The following is a 15,515-nucleotide window of genomic DNA, read 5'->3' on the forward strand; positions in this document are numbered from 1 at the left end:
CGATTAGCTCGACGCGAGCGAGGACCGCGCTCCGCCAATGAACGACTTTGTGAAGCAGATCCTGAGCACGGTCGAGCCGATTGAAGACCCAACCTTTGGACCAAGGTTTCGTTGTTCGTTGACCCTTAAGGACGGCACCTTCCTGCCTTGCGCCGTTATCCAGTCCAAGGCTCGTCTCATCGAACTGGCGAAGAGGCGAATAAGAGAAGAAATGACAGGTAGAGGAATCATCGGCGGAGCCGATCCATTCGGGCAAATCATTGCAAGCTTTGTCGCAAGCAAAAATCAAGTCGCCGACTACAGCGTGGCAGCAGCTACCGAATCGAAATATGCAATCCCCCAGTCTCTCCTGTCGCAAATTCACGGCGAGACCACGATGGGCTGGACCGGACGGGTGTTCAAGATGAAAGATGAACGCCTGTTTTCCTATGGATCACCGTTCAATACAGTTCTTCGAACTTCCAGATGGTTATGGGTTTGCAGACGTTGTCGAAGTGATCAATCACAGTTTTCTTGGCTCGAAGGGTGCGCTCGCGCCGCTTCGGCGCGGCGCTCTGCTGCCTGCGGAGTATCGCCCGGATTCTATTTTACGCGAGCGCGTGTTCTTCACTTGTGCTGTTGAGGGAATCTAACTGCTGGCTGGCCCGCAGAGGTCAGATCAGCGAACGGCCGACCTGGTACTTAGTTTACCCCCGTGGCGGCGGACGCCGCCGTTTTACCACGTGACGCCGCGGCGAACGGGTGGCGCGGGGGCGTAGGCGGCTGGCGGCTTCGCGGCGCGGCTTGGTCGCGGCCTGCGGTCCGCGGGCGAGATCCATCAGCATGCGCAGCGCCTCGACGACGGAGCGGGCACGGACGGCACTGCGGCCGATCGCGCCAAAACGATGTTCACGATGCACGATGCGACCGTCGCGTGCGGCAACGGCAAAGTGCACGAGCCCGACCGGCTTGCCCGGCGTGGCGCCGCCCGGACCCGCAATGCCCGTGATGGCGACGGCGAGGTCGACGCCGGCCCGTTCCAGCGCGCCGACCGCCATCGCGGTTGCGGTTTCCTTGCTGACCGCGCCGAAGGTCGCGAGCGTGCCCGCCTCGACTCCGAGCATCGCGCGCTTGGCGTCATTGGAATAGGTGACGAAGCCGCGGTCGATCACGTCGGACGAGCCGGGGATGTCGGTCAGCGCGCCTGCGACCAGACCGCCAGTGCAGGATTCCGCCGTCGCAATCGTCAGCTTGCGCATCCGGCACAGGTCGAGCAGCGAGCGGGAGAGGGCGCGTGCGTCGCTGCCGCCCATGGCCTAGACGCTCCAATTCTTTTCAGTAAATGGGAGACGAATGGTGGCGCTCGCGGTTGCCGCGATGCCTTCCTCGCGGCCGGTGAAGCCGAGCCGCTCGCTGGTCGTGGCCTTAACCGCCACGCGCGAGATATCGACGCCGGAAATCTCCGCGATGCGCGCGCGCATGGTGTCGCGCAGCGGCCCGATCTTCGGACGCTCGCAGATCATCGTCACTTCGAGATTGGCGACGCGGCCGCCGCGTTGCGTGACGCGCTCGATGGCGTATTTCAAAAACTGGTCGGAGGAGGCGCCCTTCCACTTCGCATCGCTCGGCGGGAAGTGCGAACCGATGTCGCCGTCGGCCAGCGCGCCGAGGATGGCATCGACCAGTGCATGCAGGCCGACGTCGCCGTCCGAATGCGCCAAAAAGCCCTTGGTGTGTGCCACGCGCACGCCGCAGAGCATGACGTGGTCGCCATCTCCGAAGGCGTGCACGTCGTAGCCGGTGCCGGTCCTGATGTCGCCGAGCTCTGCGGCAAGGCGCGCTTCCTCGCGCACAAAGTCTTCGGGGGTGGTGAGCTTCATGTTCGCAACATCGCCTTCAAAGGTCGCCACCGTCAATCCCGCCCATTCGGCGATCGCAGCATCATCCGTGAAATCGCAACGTCCTTCCTTGGCCGCGCGACGATGCGCCTCGAGGATGACGTCATAACGAAACGATTGCGGTGTCTGCGCGATTCGCAACCGCGCGCGGTCCGGTGTTCCCTCGACGTTTCCGCCGTCGCCGGTCAGCTTGATTGTGTCGGTCACCGGAACGGCGGGGATCGCGGCACCCGTGCGGCTGGCAGCCTCGATTGCGCGCGAGATCAGGGGCCGCGAGACGAAGGGGCGCGCTGCGTCGTGAATCAGCACGATGTCCGGCTTGTGCTTTGCGAGCGCTTCGAGGCCGGCGAGCACAGAAGCCTGTCGGGTTGCGCCGCCGCTGGTCGGCGGCTCATGACGCAGGCCGGAAACAGCCGCGGTGAACATCGCGCTGTCATCCGGATTGACCACGGGCTGCACCGCAAACACGTCAGCGTGGCGGCTGAACGATTCCATGGCGCGATAGATCACGGGCACGCCACCGATCATGCGGTATTGCTTCGGACCGCCGGCGCCGGCGCGCAAGCCACGCCCGGCTGCGACGAGGACCGCTGCGGTCCGCTCTGTTTTCGCCATTACGAACTCAATTGATGGTGATCATCTGGGACAGGAATGATTTGTGCATGCCTCTAGCACGGCAGGGATGCAAGACCAGAGGGTTTCCCCGGATTGCGCGTTAACGCATTTTGTTGCACTGCACTTGCAAGATTCACAGAACTGTCTAAACTGTAGGCATGACGCTTGACTGCACAAGAATTGTGCGCAAGATAAGTCATGGCAGGCGCGATGAGGCGCCGCCTTTGAACGGAACGTTCGTGACCGGTTCGGTAACATCAGGCGCTAAGCCGTTGAAGATAGGCGATATTGACGTCGCCAATCCGGTTTTCCTGGCGCCAATGTCGGGTGTGACCGACTCGCCCTTCCGGCGTCTGGCCGCAGAACTCGGGGCCGGGCTGGTCGTGTCCGAAATGACCGCCAGCGATGAGCTCGCCAACGGCCACTGGATGTCGCGTTTGCGCTGCGAGGCGACCGGATTGGGCCCGCATGTTGTGCAATTGGCCGGCTGCGAGGCGCGCTGGATGGCCGAAGGCGCCCGGATCGCCGAAGCCGACGGCGCCGACATCATCGATATCAACATGGGCTGCCCGGCCCGCCACGTCACCGGCGGCCAGTCCGGTTCCGCGCTGATGCGCGACCTCGATCACGCCGTCAGCCTAATCGAGGCGACCATTGCCGCAGTGCAAGTGCCCGTCACCCTGAAGATGCGGCTCGGCTGGGACGACCAGACCCGCAACGCGCCCGAGCTCGCACGGCGGGCGCAGGCCGCGGGCGTGCAGCTCGTGACCGTGCATGGCCGCACCCGCTGCCAGTTCTACAAGGGCGATGCCGACTGGGACGCCATCCGTGCCGTGCGCGAGGCGACCACGCTGCCGCTCGTCGTCAATGGCGACATCACGTCTTACGACAAGGCCGTGGCGGCGCTCGAGGCCTCCGGCGCCGATGCCGTGATGATCGGACGAGGCGCTTACGGCCAGCCCTGGCTGCCCGGCCAGATCGGTCGGCGCCTGCAGGGCGGGGCGGTCGAGGCAACCCCAACGCTCGGCGAGCAGCTTCACTATGTCCGCACGCTCTACGAGGGCGTCTGCGATCTCTACGGTCTTCGCATTGGACTCCGGCACGCGCGAAAACATCTCGGCTGGGCGCTCGACGCCGCCGCAGATTTCAGCCGCGCGCCGACCGAGAAGCTGAAGGCCTGGCGCCAGAAGATCCTCACCTCGGAGGATCCGCGCGCCGTGCATACTTCACTCCAAGATGCCTTCGACGACTTCGCATGGAGCGCTGCTGCATGAGCTCAGCCGCTGAACATCGTCGGCCGGTTCCGTCCGACAGCGAGGCGATCCTCGATGCCTTGCCCAATCCCGTTCTCATGATCGGGCCTGACGGAAAGATCGTCGGCGCCAACATGGCGACCGAGGCCTTTTTCGAGATCTCGACGCAATTCCTGAAGCGGCAGTCGCTGAAGGAACTGGTGCCGTTCGGAAGCCCGTTGCTGGCGCTGATCGACCAGGTGCGTTCGTCGAACTCGCCGGTCAACGAATACAAGGTCGATCTCGGCACGCCGCGCATGGGCGGTGATCGTCAGGTCGATCTGCACGTCGCCCCGATGACCGACCGTCCCGGGCACATCGTGGTGATGCTGCAGGAGCGGTCCATCGCCGACAAGATGGACCGGCAGCTTACCCATCGCAGTGCCGCGCGCTCGGTGATCGCGCTTGCCGCCATGCTCGCGCACGAGATCAAGAACCCGCTCTCCGGCATCCGCGGCGCCGCCCAGCTCCTCGAGCAGCAGGCCTCCTCCGAGGACCGCATGCTGACGCGGTTGATCTGCGATGAGGCCGACCGCATCGTCACGCTGGTCGACCGCATGGAAGTGTTCGGCGACGACCGCCCGGTGGCGCGCGGGCCCGTCAACATCCATTCCGTGCTCGACCATGTGAAGCGGCTGGCGCAGTCCGGCTTTGCCCGCAACATCCGCTTCGTCGAGGACTACGATCCCTCGCTGCCGCCGGTGCTGGCGAACCAGGACCAGCTCATCCAGGTGTTCCTCAATCTTGTGAAGAACGCGGCCGAGGCCGTGGTCGATCTCGGCACCGATGCCGAGATCCAGCTTACGACAGCTTTCCGCCCCGGTGTGCGCCTGTCGGTCCCCGGTCAAAAATCCCGGGTATCCCTGCCGCTCGAGTTCTGCGTCAAGGACAATGGACCGGGCGTGCCGGAAGATCTTTTGCCAAACCTGTTCGATCCCTTCGTGACCACCAAGCAGACCGGTTCGGGTCTCGGCCTGGCGCTGGTCGCAAAAATCGTCGGCGATCACGGGGGCATCATCGAATGCGAGTCTCAGCCGCGAAAGACCACCTTCCGCGTGCTGATGCCGATGTACTCGACGTCAATCAAACACGCCGATCGCAGCCGTGACGATTCTGCCGGGAAGTCGTCGCCTGCTCCACAGGGGGCAAAATGAGGAATAACGATGCCCGCAGGTAGCATTCTAGTCGCGGATGACGATACCGCCATTCGCACGGTTCTCAATCAGGCGCTGTCCCGGGCCGGATATGAGGTGAGGTTGACCGGCAACGCCGCCACGCTGTGGCGATGGGTCAGTCAGGGGGAGGGCGATCTCGTCATCACCGACGTGGTGATGCCGGATGAAAACGCCTTCGACCTGTTGCCGCGCATCAAGAAGATGCGGCCCAACCTGCCCGTCATCGTCATGAGCGCGCAAAACACCTTCATGACCGCGATCCGCGCCTCCGAGCGCGGCGCCTACGAATATCTGCCAAAGCCCTTCGACCTGAAAGAGCTGATCGCCATCGTCGGCCGTGCGCTGGCCGAGCCGAAGGAGCGGACCTCGTCGCCCGACGAGGAAGCCGAGATGGAAGCGATTCCGCTGGTCGGCCGCTCGCCGGCGATGCAGGAAATCTACCGCGTGCTCGCGCGCCTGATGCAAACCGATCTCACCGTGATGATTACGGGTGAATCAGGCACCGGCAAGGAGCTGGTGGCGCGCGCACTGCACGACTACGGCAAGCGCCGCAACGGCCCGTTCGTCGCGGTCAACATGGCGGCGATCCCGCGCGACCTGATCGAGTCGGAACTGTTCGGCCACGAGCGCGGCGCGTTCACCGGCGCCAACACGCGTGCGTCGGGCCGCTTCGAGCAGGCGGAAGGCGGCACGCTGTTCCTGGATGAAATCGGCGACATGCCGATGGAGGCGCAGACGCGCCTGCTGCGCGTGCTGCAGCAGGGCGAATACACCACCGTCGGCGGCCGCACCCCGATCAAGACCGACGTGCGGATCGTGGCGGCCTCGAACAAGGACCTGCGCGTCCTGATCCAGCAGGGCCTTTTCCGCGAAGACCTGTTCTTCCGCCTCAATGTGGTGCCGCTGCGCCTGCCGCCCTTGCGCGAGCGCATCGAGGATTTGCCGGATCTGATCCGGCACTTCTTCGCGCTCGCCGAAAAGGATGGATTGCCGCCGAAAAAACTCGATGCGTTGGCGCTGGAACGTCTGAAGCAGCACCGCTGGCCCGGTAACGTGCGTGAACTGGAAAACCTCGCGCGGCGCCTGGCAGCGCTCTATCCGCAGGACGTCATCACGTCGTCCGTCATCGACGGCGAGCTCGCGCCACCCTCGGTGAGCCCCGGCGCGGCCGTGCAAGCCGGCGTCGACAATCTCGGCGGCGCGGTGGAGGCCTATCTCTCCACGCACTTCCAGGGCTTTCCGAACGGCATGCCGCCGCCCGGCCTCTATCACCGCATCCTCAAGGAGATCGAGATTCCCTTGCTCACGGCCGCGCTCGCCGCGACCCGCGGCAACCAGATCCGCGCCGCCGATCTGCTCGGTCTCAACCGCAACACGCTGCGGAAAAAGATCCGGGACCTCGATATCCAGGTCTATCGCAGCGGGGGCTAGTTCCGACCCCGGCGTGGCTCAGCTTCCCTGAAAAGGCCGCGCTGAGCCCGTCGGCGCGAGAGGTTACGGGACGAACCGTCCGGGCGCCGGCACGACCTTGCCGACGTCCGCTTGCGGCTCGAAAACGCCGACCCCGTTGACCAGCAGGTCCGCCGCCACGATGAGCAGCAACAGGGCCGAGATCATCATCGCGAGAAACAGCCTGTCCATCGGGGGCAAGCCGCGACGCCGCGAATCCGTTCCGCAAATCCCAGCGTTAAAGGCGAAGCCGAGCGCGGGGGCTTCGTCGTCGGCGAGACCGCACCACAAGACTGCGACATAGCTCTGCGCGATGACGCCGAAGGCAATCGTGCCCTGAAACACGCTCCAGCCGATCAGGGGCCAGGAGAAGAGCGGCGCATCGGTGCCGGGGCAGATGAGGCATTCATCGCAGTGGGCCTGGGAGCTTCATTGTCTTGAATGGGGGCAGATGTGGGGGATCGCTAGTCGATGGTGCCGAATTCGGTCACCGGCACGATCCAGTAGACGAGCCTCGTTCCCGCCAAAGAAACCTTGATACGGTCGAGCAAACGCGTCGCATCGAGTTGCGGCAAGACGATCCGTACGACAACCTGATCGGCATGTCCCCGGACGCGCTCGGCTTGTGTCTGCAGTCGGACGTCGTGGCCATGACCGGCTGCATCGGTCGCCGTGAATCCGCTGACGATGTCGGCTTGCTCGCCGAGATAGTCGAACAGCTCGTCGCGAAGCTCACGGGATGCGATCAAGGTGAGGCAGACGGGAGCGGTACTCATTTGATCTCCTTGGCGGTCCCGCCATAGCGCCGATAAAGGATGGGCAACAGGATCAGCGTCAGCAGGGTCGACGACAAGAGACCTCCGATCACCACGATGGCGAGCGGGCGCTGGACTTCCGATCCGGGGCCAGTGGCGAACAGCAGCGGGATCAATCCTAGGGCGGTGATACTGGCGGTCATCAGCACCGGGCGAAGCCTGCGCCTGGCGCCCTCGACCACGATACGCGCTTCGGCGAGGCCATGGGCACGCAATTGGTTGAAGTACGAGACCAGGACGACGCCGTTGAGCACGGCGATGCCGAGCAGGGCGATGAAGCCGACGGATGCCGGAACCGACAGATATTCGCCGCTTAGGACCAGCGCGAACACACCACCGATCACGGCGAAGGGGATGTTGACGAGCACCAGCAAGGCCTGACGAATCGAACCGAATGTGGTGAAGAGCAGGACGAAAATCAGACCGATTGCGACCGGCACGACCACCGACAACCGCGCCGCTGCGCGCTGCTGGTTTTCGAACTGCCCACCCCAGGTCAGGCGATAGCCCTTGGGCAGCGGCAATTCGACCGAGACTTTCTGCTGCGCGGCCTGCACGAATCCGACCATGTCGCGGCCGCGAACATTGGCGCGAACCACGCTCATGCGGCTGCCGTCTTCGCGGTCGATCTTCACGGGGCCGTCGACGCGCTGAATGCGGGCGACCTGCGAAAGCGCGACGTGCTGCCCGGAGGCGAGCGTGAGCGGCAGATTCGACAGCAGGGTCGGCGCCTCCCGGGTCGTTTCGCTACCGCGGACCAGAATGGGCGTGCGGCGGCCTTCCTCCAGCGCCGTGCCGATGATGCGACCCTCGATTTGTGTGCGCAGCGAGTTGGCAACGGCATCGACGGTCAGGCCGAGGCGACCCGCCTCCATCCGGTTGACGGCGACGGTGTAGTATTGCGCGCCTTCGTTGAGCGTCGTGTAGACGTCTTCAGCGCCGTCGATACCCGACATGATGGCCGAAAGCTTCGCCGCGATTGCGTTGAGCTGGACGATATCGGGTCCAAAGATCTTGACGGCGACGTCGCCGCGCACGCCGCTGATCATTTCCTGCACGCGCATTTCGATGGGCTGGGTGAAGCTCAGCGAGATGCCGGGAAAGTCGGCGAGCACCACACGCAGCTTCTCGAGCAGGGCATCCCTGTCCGGCGTCATCCGCTGCTCCGCCGGCTTGAGGACGAGGAACGTATCGGTCTGGTTCGGGCCCATCGGATCGAGTCCGAGTTCGTCCGAACCGGTCCGCGCGACGATGCCGGCGATGTCAGGTACCGTCAGCAACGCCTCCTGGAGCCGGGCATTGATCGCCAGGGATTCGTCGAGATTGACCGATGGCAGCGTCTCCACGCTGACGATGACGTCGCCCTCGTCCATGGTCGGCATGAAGGTCTTGCCAAGCTGAAGATAGGCATAACCTGCGGTCATCAAGCCGACCAGGGCGGCCGCGATCACCTTCCGCTCGTTCTTCAGTGCCCAGTCCAGCGCGGGCGCATAGACACGCTGCGCGGCGCGGATCAGCACGGGATCGCCATGTGGCGCTGCGTGCAGGACGAACGAGGTCGCGACAGGGATGACGGTGAGCGCGAGCAGCAGGGAAGCGGCAAGCGCAAAGATGATGGCGAGTGCGACGGGAATGAACAGTTTCCCCTCAAGCCCCTGCAGCGTCAGCAAGGGCACGAACACGATGATGATGATCAGGACGCCCGACGCCACGGGCTGCAAGACCTCGCACACCGAGCGAAATATGATGTGGATCACCGGCGTGTGTCCGGCCTCGTCGTGCTTGCCGAGGTTGCCGACGACGTTCTCGACCACGACCACAAGCGCGTCGATGAGCATGCCGATGGCGATCGCAAGCCCGCCGAGACTCATCAGATTGGCCGACATGCCCACGGCACGCATGGCGATCAGAGCGATCACGATGGCGAGCGGCAGGCTGAGCGCGATCACCAGGGCCGCGCGCCAATTGCCGAGGAACAGGAGTAGCAGCACGACGACCAGCACGGTGGCCTCGCCGAGCGCACGGATCACGGTGCCGACGGCGCGATTGACCAGGCGGCTCCGGTCGTAGAAGACGTTGATGGAGACGCTCTTGGGCAGCGACGGCTGCAATTCGTCGAGCCGCGTTCGGACATCGCGGACGAGCTGACCGGCATTGGCGCCGCGCAGGCCGAGCACGAGTCCCTCGACCGTCTCGCCGCGACCGTCCGCCGTCACGGCGCCGTAGCGGGTCAGCGTGCCAATCTTGACGCGGGCGACATCGCTGACCCGGATCGGAATGCCGTCACGCGTGTCGACCACGATGGCCCGGATGTCCTCGATGCCGCGGATGCTGCCTTCGATGCGGACCAGCGCGCTGTCCTCACCCTGGTTGACCCGTCCTGCGCCGTCATTGCGGCTGTTGGCTTCGATTGCGCGGCGAAAGAGGTCGTAAGAGATGCCGCGGGCGGCGAGGGCGTCATTGATCGGCACGATCTCGAAGGCACGGACATAGCCGCCGAGCGCATTCACGTCGGCAACGCCCGGAACGGTTCGTAATGCCGGGCGGATGACCCAATCGAGCAAGGTTCTGCGTTCGGCGAGCGACAGTTCGGGACTGTCGATCGTGAACATGAACATCTCGCCCAGTGGACTGGTAATCGGCGCGAGGCCGCCGCTGACGCCGTCCGGAAAATCGCGTGCGATGTTGGACAGTCGCTCCGAGACCTGGTTGCGTGCCCAGTAGATGTCGGTGCCATCCTCGAAATCGACGGTCACGTCGGCAAGCGCGTATTTTGTGGTTGAGCGCAGGATCTTCTTGTTGGGGAGCCCCAACAGTTCGAGCTCGATGGGCACCGTGATCCGTTGCTCGACCTCCTCCGGAGTGAGCCCAGGAGCCTTCATGATGATCTTCACCTGCACCGGCGACACGTCTGGAAACGCGTCGATCGGCAGGGTCGGCAAGACGACCGCGGCTGCGCCGACCAACAACAGCACGCTGAGAACGACGAACAGCCGTTGCGACAGCGCGAATGCGACGAGACGCTGGAGCATTATTGACCGGCTCCGGGGCGCGAGAGGATGCCCCGAAGCGCCGAAATGCCGCCGATTGCAACCTCGTCTTTGTCCGTGATGGGACCCGATACCACGATGTGGTCCTGGTCTTCGGCCAGCAGCGTGACTGCAACGAGCCGAAAGCCGCCGCCCGGAATCGCGACGAACACGGAGGTCTGCTCGCCGCGGCGGACCAGCCCGCTATAGGGAATTTCCCAAGCGCTTTCGCCGGCAGACAGGAAGCTGATCCGGACAGTAGTGGTCTGGCCCGGATGCAGTTCACCGGTGTTGGGGATTTCCGCGCGCACCAGGATGGTCTGGGTCGCGGCATCGGTCGTCTCCGAAACCAGAACGACCCGGCCGGGGGTGGCGTATCCCTCGATCTCGACCTGTGCGCCGGGCCGGATCGCCCGGATGTTGGCTGCAGGTATCGCGATCTCGGCCCACAGCGGCGAAAGTCGCGCGAGCTTCACGAGCGGCGCCGACTGCTCCAGCCGTTGGCCAGGAGATACGGCAACCTCAATCACCGATGCCGCCTGGGGCGCGTTGACGGTCAATGTCGCGCTGATCAGGGCCTCGTTCGTCAGCCGGGAAATCGCCTCGTCGGACAGCCCGCTCAGGTGAAGCATTTGCCGACGCTCGGCGACCGCAATGCTGGCCTGCCGTGCTTCGGTCTGGCTGGTTTCGAGCACGCGTTGCGGAACGGCCTTGCCCTCGAACAGGTCGGCATTCCGCTTGAGCTGCTGGTTGGCAAGAACCTCTTGGGCGAGCGCGTGCAGGTAGTCCCGTTGCAGCGATACGAAGCTCGGGCTCTCCAGGGTGACGAGCGGTTGACCGGGGTGTATCCGGTCGCCGCGCGCGACCGCCAGATTGGTGACCATCCCGGCGGCGGGCGCACTGACCACCCACAATTGCGGCGTCGGAATCACGATCTGGGCCGGATAGGGCAACGTCTGGTCGGTACGGCTGGACACCGGATGCGCCACCCGCACCCCAAGCCTCTCGACCTGTGCCGGAGTCAGCTTGATCACCTCCTGCGCCGCTGCTGCCTGTGGCTCGGTCACTTCTGCCAGTAGCAGCCCGAGAATCGGCAATGCCCGGCCCCAACTCCGGAGTGCGCGAGCCATCGGACCGAGGAAGAGCATGGGCACGGACTTCTAAGAGGGCTGGATACTCTCTCCTATGGCTTGTCCCCGAGACCGCGTTGACCTGGGTCAACCGGGGCCGATCACTGTGGATGCGTGCGCGCATCGCAGAGGACGCCGCGGAATTGTCGCAATTCGGCAACAATGTGATATGAATGCATCAGTGTCCGCCAGCGGCGGGCCTCGTTTTTCAGCATCATCATTGCCGGTATGACCAGCGCAGAGACAACGGCCGCATCTTTCGATACGTCCCCAGCCGACGACCCGAAGCGCGGCGGGTTGCGCCGCTGGCTGGCGCCGTTCGCGGTCGGGCTGGCGCTGCTGTCGGCCTTTCTGACCTTCGTCGTGCTGACCGGCCTGACCCGGATCGAGCCGACCCGGGAGGTCGTCTCTTCGTTCCTCCTGATCAACGCCGGCACCATCCTGCTGTTGGTCGGCATCATCGTCCGCGAGGTCTGGCAGATGATCCAGGCCCGCCGGCGGGGCCGGGCGGCGGCGCGCCTGCATGTGCAGGTCGTCGGCCTGTTTTCGATCATCGCAGTGCTGCCGGCGGTGCTGGTGGCCGTGGTCGCCAACGTCACCATCGAGCGCGGTCTCGACCGGCTGTTTTCCGGGCCGACCAAGGAGGTCATCCAAAACTCCCTGATCATTGCGCGCGCCTACATGCAGGACCACGCCCAACTCATCAACGGCGACATCCTGGCGATGGCCAATGAGTTGACCTATGCGCGGCCGCTCTACGATCAGGATCGGTTGTCGTTCATGAAGGTCCTGACGGCGAGTGCCGCCGCGCACAACCTGCCCATCGCGGTGCTGATGGACAAGGACGGCACCGTCATCGCCACCGCCGACACCGGCGTTCGCCTGAACTACGAACCGCCGCCGCCCGCGCTGCTCGCCGACGTCAACGACACCGAGCCGAAAATCTCGGTCTTCCCCGAGAGCTATGTCGCCTCCGTGGTCCGCCTGCGGGCCTTCAGCGACACCTTCCTCTACGTCGCGCGGCTGCTCGACCCCCGGGTCGTGGCCCAGCTCAAGCAGACCGAGCTGAGTGTCGCCGAATATGCCCAGATCGAATCCCGCCGCCTCGGCATCCAGGTCGCCTTCGCGCTGATGTTCGCGGTGATCGCGCTCACCATCCTGATGGCGTCAGTGCTGATCGGGCTGAACTTTGCCAACCGCCTGGTGGCGCCGATCCGGCGGCTGATGAATGCGGCCCACACCGTTTCGACCGGCGACCTCCATGTGAAGGTGCCGGTGCACAAGTCCGAAGGCGACCTCGCCCAGCTCGGTGAGACCTTCAACAACATGACGCAGGAATTGCGCAGCCAGCGCGACGAGCTCGTCAATGCCTCTGAGCTGATCGACAGCCGGCGCCGCTTCATCGAGGCGGTGCTGTCCTCGGCCTCCGCCGGCATCATCGGCGTCGACGCCTCCGGCAGCGTCGGCATCCTCAACCGCTCCGCCGAAAAGCTGATCGGGCACGCGGAGTCGGAGACGCTCGGCCATCCCTTGTCGGATGTGCTGCCTGAGCTCGAGGACATGATGAAGACGGCGCGGGAAGGCACCCAGCGCCTGGTGCAGGGCGAGATCACGATCACGCGCGACGGCGAGGAACGCAATCTGTCGGTTCGCGTCAGCGCGGAAAAGACCAGCCAGCCGCGCGACAACTACATCATCACGCTGGACGACATCACCCAGCTCGTCTCGGCGCAGCGTACCTCGGCCTGGGGCGACGTGGCGCGCCGCATTGCACACGAGATCAAGAATCCGTTGACGCCGATCCAGCTCTCGGCCGAGCGCATCCGCCGCAGATTCGGCAAGAGCATCACCGAGGAAAAGGACAAGTCGATCTTCGACCAGTGCACCGACACGATCGTGCGCCAGGTCGACGATATCAGACGGATGGTCGACGAGTTCGCGCGCTTTGCGCGGATGCCGAAGCCGGTGATGGAGGGTGAGGACGTCACCGACACGGTGCGCCAGGCGGTGTTCCTGATGAAGGTCGCCCATCCCGAGCTCGATATCGAGACCGAGTTCAGGGAGGATCCGCTGCGGGCGCAGTTCGACCGCCGGCTGATCTCCCAGGCGGTCACCAACATCGTCAAGAACGCCACCGAAGCGATCGAGCAGGTCCCGCCGGAAGAGCTCGGTAAAGGACGCATCGACGTCGTGGTTTCGCGCGAGGGCGAGGATGTCCTGATCGACGTCATCGACAACGGCATCGGCCTGCCCAAGACGGCACGCTCGCGGCTGCTGGAGCCCTATGTCACGACGCGCGCCAAGGGCACCGGCCTCGGGCTTGCGATCGTCGGGCGCGTGCTCGAGGACCATGGCGGGCGGATCGAACTGAAGGACGCCTCCGATTTCCGGGAGGGCCAACGCGGCGCCTGGATGCGGATGCGGTTCGCGATCTCCGGCCATGCTTCGAAGGTCGAGGTCAAGGACCAGAATTCCGACACCAGGGAACGGGAAACAAAGCCGCCGGCAGCCGAAACCAAAGAGCCGGCAGAAAAGACTAATGATGCGACAGAAATCGAAGCCTCAACAGGCAGCTGACAAGGCGGGCGTGACCCATGGCAAATGAAATTCTGATTGTCGATGATGAGGCCGATATTCGGGATCTCGTTGCGGGCATTCTCGAAGACGAGGGATTCGTCACCAGGACCGCGCGTGACAGCGATACGGCGCTTGCCGAGATCGCCAACCGCCGGCCGCATCTGGTGTTCCTCGATATCTGGCTCCAGGGTTCGAAGCTCGACGGCCTGCAACTGCTCGAGCAGGTGAAGAAGGACAATGCCGACCTCCCGGTCGTCATGATCTCCGGCCACGGCAACATCGAGACCGCGGTCGCCGCGATCAAGCGCGGCGCCTACGACTTCATCGAGAAACCGTTCAAGGCCGACCGCCTCATCCTGGTGGCGACGCGGGCGCTGGAGAACTCGCGCCTCAAGCGCGAGGTCAAGGAGCTGAAGCAGCTCGCGCCGACCGCGAGCAATCTAACGGGCCGTTCGCCCAGCATGAACCAGCTCCGCCAGACCATCGAGCGCGCCGCCAAGGCCAACAGCCGCATCCTGATCGTCGGCCCGGCCGGCGCCGGCAAGGAGCTGACCGCGCGCACGCTGCATGCGGCCTCGGGACGTGCCGACGGACCGTTCGTAGTGATCAACGCCGCCGCGATCACGCCGGAACGGATGGAGCACGAGCTGTTCGGCATCGAGCAGTCCAATGGCGAGCAGGCGCGCAAGCCCGGCGCGCTCGAAGAGGCGCATGGCGGCACGCTGTTCATCGACGAGATCGCCGACATGCCGCGCGAGACCCAGAACAAGATTCTGCGCGTGCTGGTCGAGCAGTCGTTCCAGCGCGTCGGCGGCACCGCAAAAGTGCAGGTCGACGTCCGCATCATCTCGTCGACCGCCCGCAACCTCGAGGAGGAGATCGCCGCCGGCCATTTCCGCGAGGACCTCTACCACCGCCTGTCGGTGGTGCCCATCCGCGTGCCCGCGCTGTCGGAGCGTCGCGAGGACATCCCGGAGCTAATCGACTATTTCATGGAGCAGATTTCGGCGGCGACGGGCCTTCCCAAGCGCCAGATCGGCCAGGACGCGATGGCGGTGCTGCAATCGCATGTCTGGCCCGGCAATGTGCGCCAGCTCCGCAACAACGTCGAGCGGGTGATGATTCTCGCGGCCGGCGGCCCTGAGGTGATCATCACGGCCGACATGCTGCCGCAGGATGTCGGCTCGATGGTGCCAGCGATGCCGACCAGCAACAATGGCGAGCATATCATGGGCCTGCCTCTGCGCGAGGCGCGGGAAGTGTTCGAGCGCGACTATTTAATTGCCCAGATCAGCCGTTTTTCAGGAAATATTTCTCGCACGGCAGAGTTTGTTGGCATGGAGCGTTCGGCACTACACCGGAAGTTGAAAGCACTGGGCGTGGGCTAGGGCGCGGCAGCGCGGCCACACGTTCACACTATCGGAGGAAAATCGTCCAATTCCGTAGTTTTTCGGAGGATGACGGGATGGGCTGGCGCGCGAAGCGGCTTGCCTAATATCTCCTCCTGTCCTCTAATCGTGCTGCCGACCCTCCGGAGGGGGATCTCAAGAGGGAAG

The 15,515-nt window shown here is 64.5% G+C and carries 12 protein-coding genes; 6 read left to right on the forward strand and 6 right to left on the reverse strand.

Annotated features, from left to right (window positions below):
• Nucleotides 1-37 precede the first annotated feature (37 nt).
• Nucleotides 38-622, forward strand: a complete 585-nt coding sequence (locus C2U70_RS18255) for a hypothetical protein (RefSeq protein ID WP_140979817.1) — start codon at nucleotides 38-40, stop codon at nucleotides 620-622.
• Between the two features lie 64 nt (nucleotides 623-686).
• Here C2U70_RS18255 and C2U70_RS18260 read toward each other — a convergent pair whose 3' ends face one another.
• Complete coding sequence (locus tag C2U70_RS18260) at nucleotides 687-1,292, reverse strand: CinA family protein (protein WP_140979818.1); 606 nt, start codon at nucleotides 1,290-1,292, stop codon at nucleotides 687-689.
• 3 nt (nucleotides 1,293-1,295) lie between these two features.
• Complete coding sequence (locus C2U70_RS18265; protein ID WP_140979819.1) at nucleotides 1,296-2,492, reverse strand: bifunctional 2-C-methyl-D-erythritol 4-phosphate cytidylyltransferase/2-C-methyl-D-erythritol 2,4-cyclodiphosphate synthase; 1,197 nt, start codon at nucleotides 2,490-2,492, stop codon at nucleotides 1,296-1,298.
• Nucleotides 2,493-2,764: 272 nt separating this feature from the next.
• Between C2U70_RS18265 and dusB the strand changes: the two genes are divergently transcribed.
• Genes dusB through ntrC form a run of 3 tightly spaced genes read left to right on the forward strand, consistent with a single transcriptional unit; the run spans nucleotide 2,765 to nucleotide 6,390 of the window.
• Nucleotides 2,765-3,766, forward strand: coding sequence for a tRNA dihydrouridine synthase DusB (gene dusB, locus C2U70_RS18270; protein ID WP_246666788.1), 1,002 nt, complete (start codon nucleotides 2,765-2,767; stop codon nucleotides 3,764-3,766).
• On the forward strand, nucleotides 3,763-4,938 hold the full coding sequence (locus C2U70_RS18275; RefSeq protein WP_140979821.1) for a two-component system sensor histidine kinase NtrB: 1,176 nt from the start codon (nucleotides 3,763-3,765) through the stop codon (nucleotides 4,936-4,938). The genes dusB and C2U70_RS18275 overlap by 4 nt, the downstream gene beginning before the upstream one ends.
• A gap of 9 nt (nucleotides 4,939-4,947) precedes the next feature.
• Nucleotides 4,948-6,390 (forward strand): nitrogen regulation protein NR(I), encoded by a 1,443-nt coding sequence (gene ntrC / locus C2U70_RS18280; RefSeq protein ID WP_140979822.1) that lies wholly within the window; start codon nucleotides 4,948-4,950, stop codon nucleotides 6,388-6,390.
• 63 nt (nucleotides 6,391-6,453) lie between these two features.
• On the opposite strand, the gene C2U70_RS18285 is transcribed toward ntrC, so the two are convergent.
• The 4 genes from C2U70_RS18285 to C2U70_RS18300 all read right to left on the reverse strand — a co-directional run bounded on the left by C2U70_RS18285 (nucleotide 6,454) and on the right by C2U70_RS18300 (nucleotide 11,382).
• Nucleotides 6,454-6,753 (reverse strand): hypothetical protein, encoded by a 300-nt coding sequence (locus C2U70_RS18285; RefSeq protein ID WP_140979823.1) that lies wholly within the window; start codon nucleotides 6,751-6,753, stop codon nucleotides 6,454-6,456.
• Nucleotides 6,754-6,872: 119 nt separating this feature from the next.
• Complete coding sequence (locus tag C2U70_RS18290) at nucleotides 6,873-7,184, reverse strand: DUF3240 family protein (RefSeq protein WP_140979824.1); 312 nt, start codon at nucleotides 7,182-7,184, stop codon at nucleotides 6,873-6,875.
• The gene (locus C2U70_RS18295) at nucleotides 7,181-10,255 is read right to left on the reverse strand and encodes an efflux RND transporter permease subunit (protein ID WP_140979825.1); all 3,075 of its coding nucleotides are present in this window, start codon (nucleotides 10,253-10,255) and stop codon (nucleotides 7,181-7,183) included. The genes C2U70_RS18290 and C2U70_RS18295 overlap by 4 nt, the downstream gene beginning before the upstream one ends.
• The gene (locus tag C2U70_RS18300) at nucleotides 10,255-11,382 is read right to left on the reverse strand and encodes an efflux RND transporter periplasmic adaptor subunit (protein WP_140979844.1); all 1,128 of its coding nucleotides are present in this window, start codon (nucleotides 11,380-11,382) and stop codon (nucleotides 10,255-10,257) included. The genes C2U70_RS18295 and C2U70_RS18300 overlap by 1 nt, the downstream gene beginning before the upstream one ends.
• 228 nt (nucleotides 11,383-11,610) lie before the next feature.
• On the opposite strand from C2U70_RS18300, the gene C2U70_RS18305 reads away from it, so the two are divergent.
• Together C2U70_RS18305 and C2U70_RS18310 are read left to right on the forward strand one after the other, a co-directional pair.
• The gene (locus C2U70_RS18305; protein WP_140979826.1) at nucleotides 11,611-13,959 is read left to right on the forward strand and encodes a sensor histidine kinase; all 2,349 of its coding nucleotides are present in this window, start codon (nucleotides 11,611-11,613) and stop codon (nucleotides 13,957-13,959) included.
• Between the two features lie 17 nt (nucleotides 13,960-13,976).
• Nucleotides 13,977-15,347 (forward strand): sigma-54-dependent transcriptional regulator, encoded by a 1,371-nt coding sequence (locus tag C2U70_RS18310; protein WP_140979827.1) that lies wholly within the window; start codon nucleotides 13,977-13,979, stop codon nucleotides 15,345-15,347.
• Nucleotides 15,348-15,515 lie beyond the last annotated feature (168 nt).

Origin of the sequence: Bradyrhizobium guangdongense (genome assembly GCF_006483445.1) — a bacterium.
Taxonomy (GTDB): Bacteria; Pseudomonadota; Alphaproteobacteria; order Rhizobiales; family Xanthobacteraceae; genus Bradyrhizobium; species Bradyrhizobium guangdongense_A.

Coding starts and splice junctions, on each gene's coding strand:
- C2U70_RS18255 (WP_140979817.1), top strand. CDS start 38: ATGAACGACTTTGTGAAGCAGATCCTGAGCACGGTCGAGCCGATTGAA.
- C2U70_RS18260 (WP_140979818.1), bottom strand. CDS start 1,292: ATGGGCGGCAGCGACGCACGCGCCCTCTCCCGCTCGCTGCTCGACCTG.
- C2U70_RS18265 (WP_140979819.1), bottom strand. CDS start 2,492: ATGGCGAAAACAGAGCGGACCGCAGCGGTCCTCGTCGCAGCCGGGCGT.
- C2U70_RS18275 (WP_140979821.1), top strand. CDS start 3,763: ATGAGCTCAGCCGCTGAACATCGTCGGCCGGTTCCGTCCGACAGCGAG.
- ntrC (WP_140979822.1), top strand. CDS start 4,948: ATGCCCGCAGGTAGCATTCTAGTCGCGGATGACGATACCGCCATTCGC.
- C2U70_RS18290 (WP_140979824.1), bottom strand. CDS start 7,184: ATGAGTACCGCTCCCGTCTGCCTCACCTTGATCGCATCCCGTGAGCTT.
- C2U70_RS18295 (WP_140979825.1), bottom strand. CDS start 10,255: ATGCTCCAGCGTCTCGTCGCATTCGCGCTGTCGCAACGGCTGTTCGTC.
- C2U70_RS18300 (WP_140979844.1), bottom strand. CDS start 11,382: ATGGCTCGCGCACTCCGGAGTTGGGGCCGGGCATTGCCGATTCTCGGG.
- C2U70_RS18305 (WP_140979826.1), top strand. CDS start 11,611: ATGACCAGCGCAGAGACAACGGCCGCATCTTTCGATACGTCCCCAGCC.
- C2U70_RS18310 (WP_140979827.1), top strand. CDS start 13,977: ATGGCAAATGAAATTCTGATTGTCGATGATGAGGCCGATATTCGGGAT.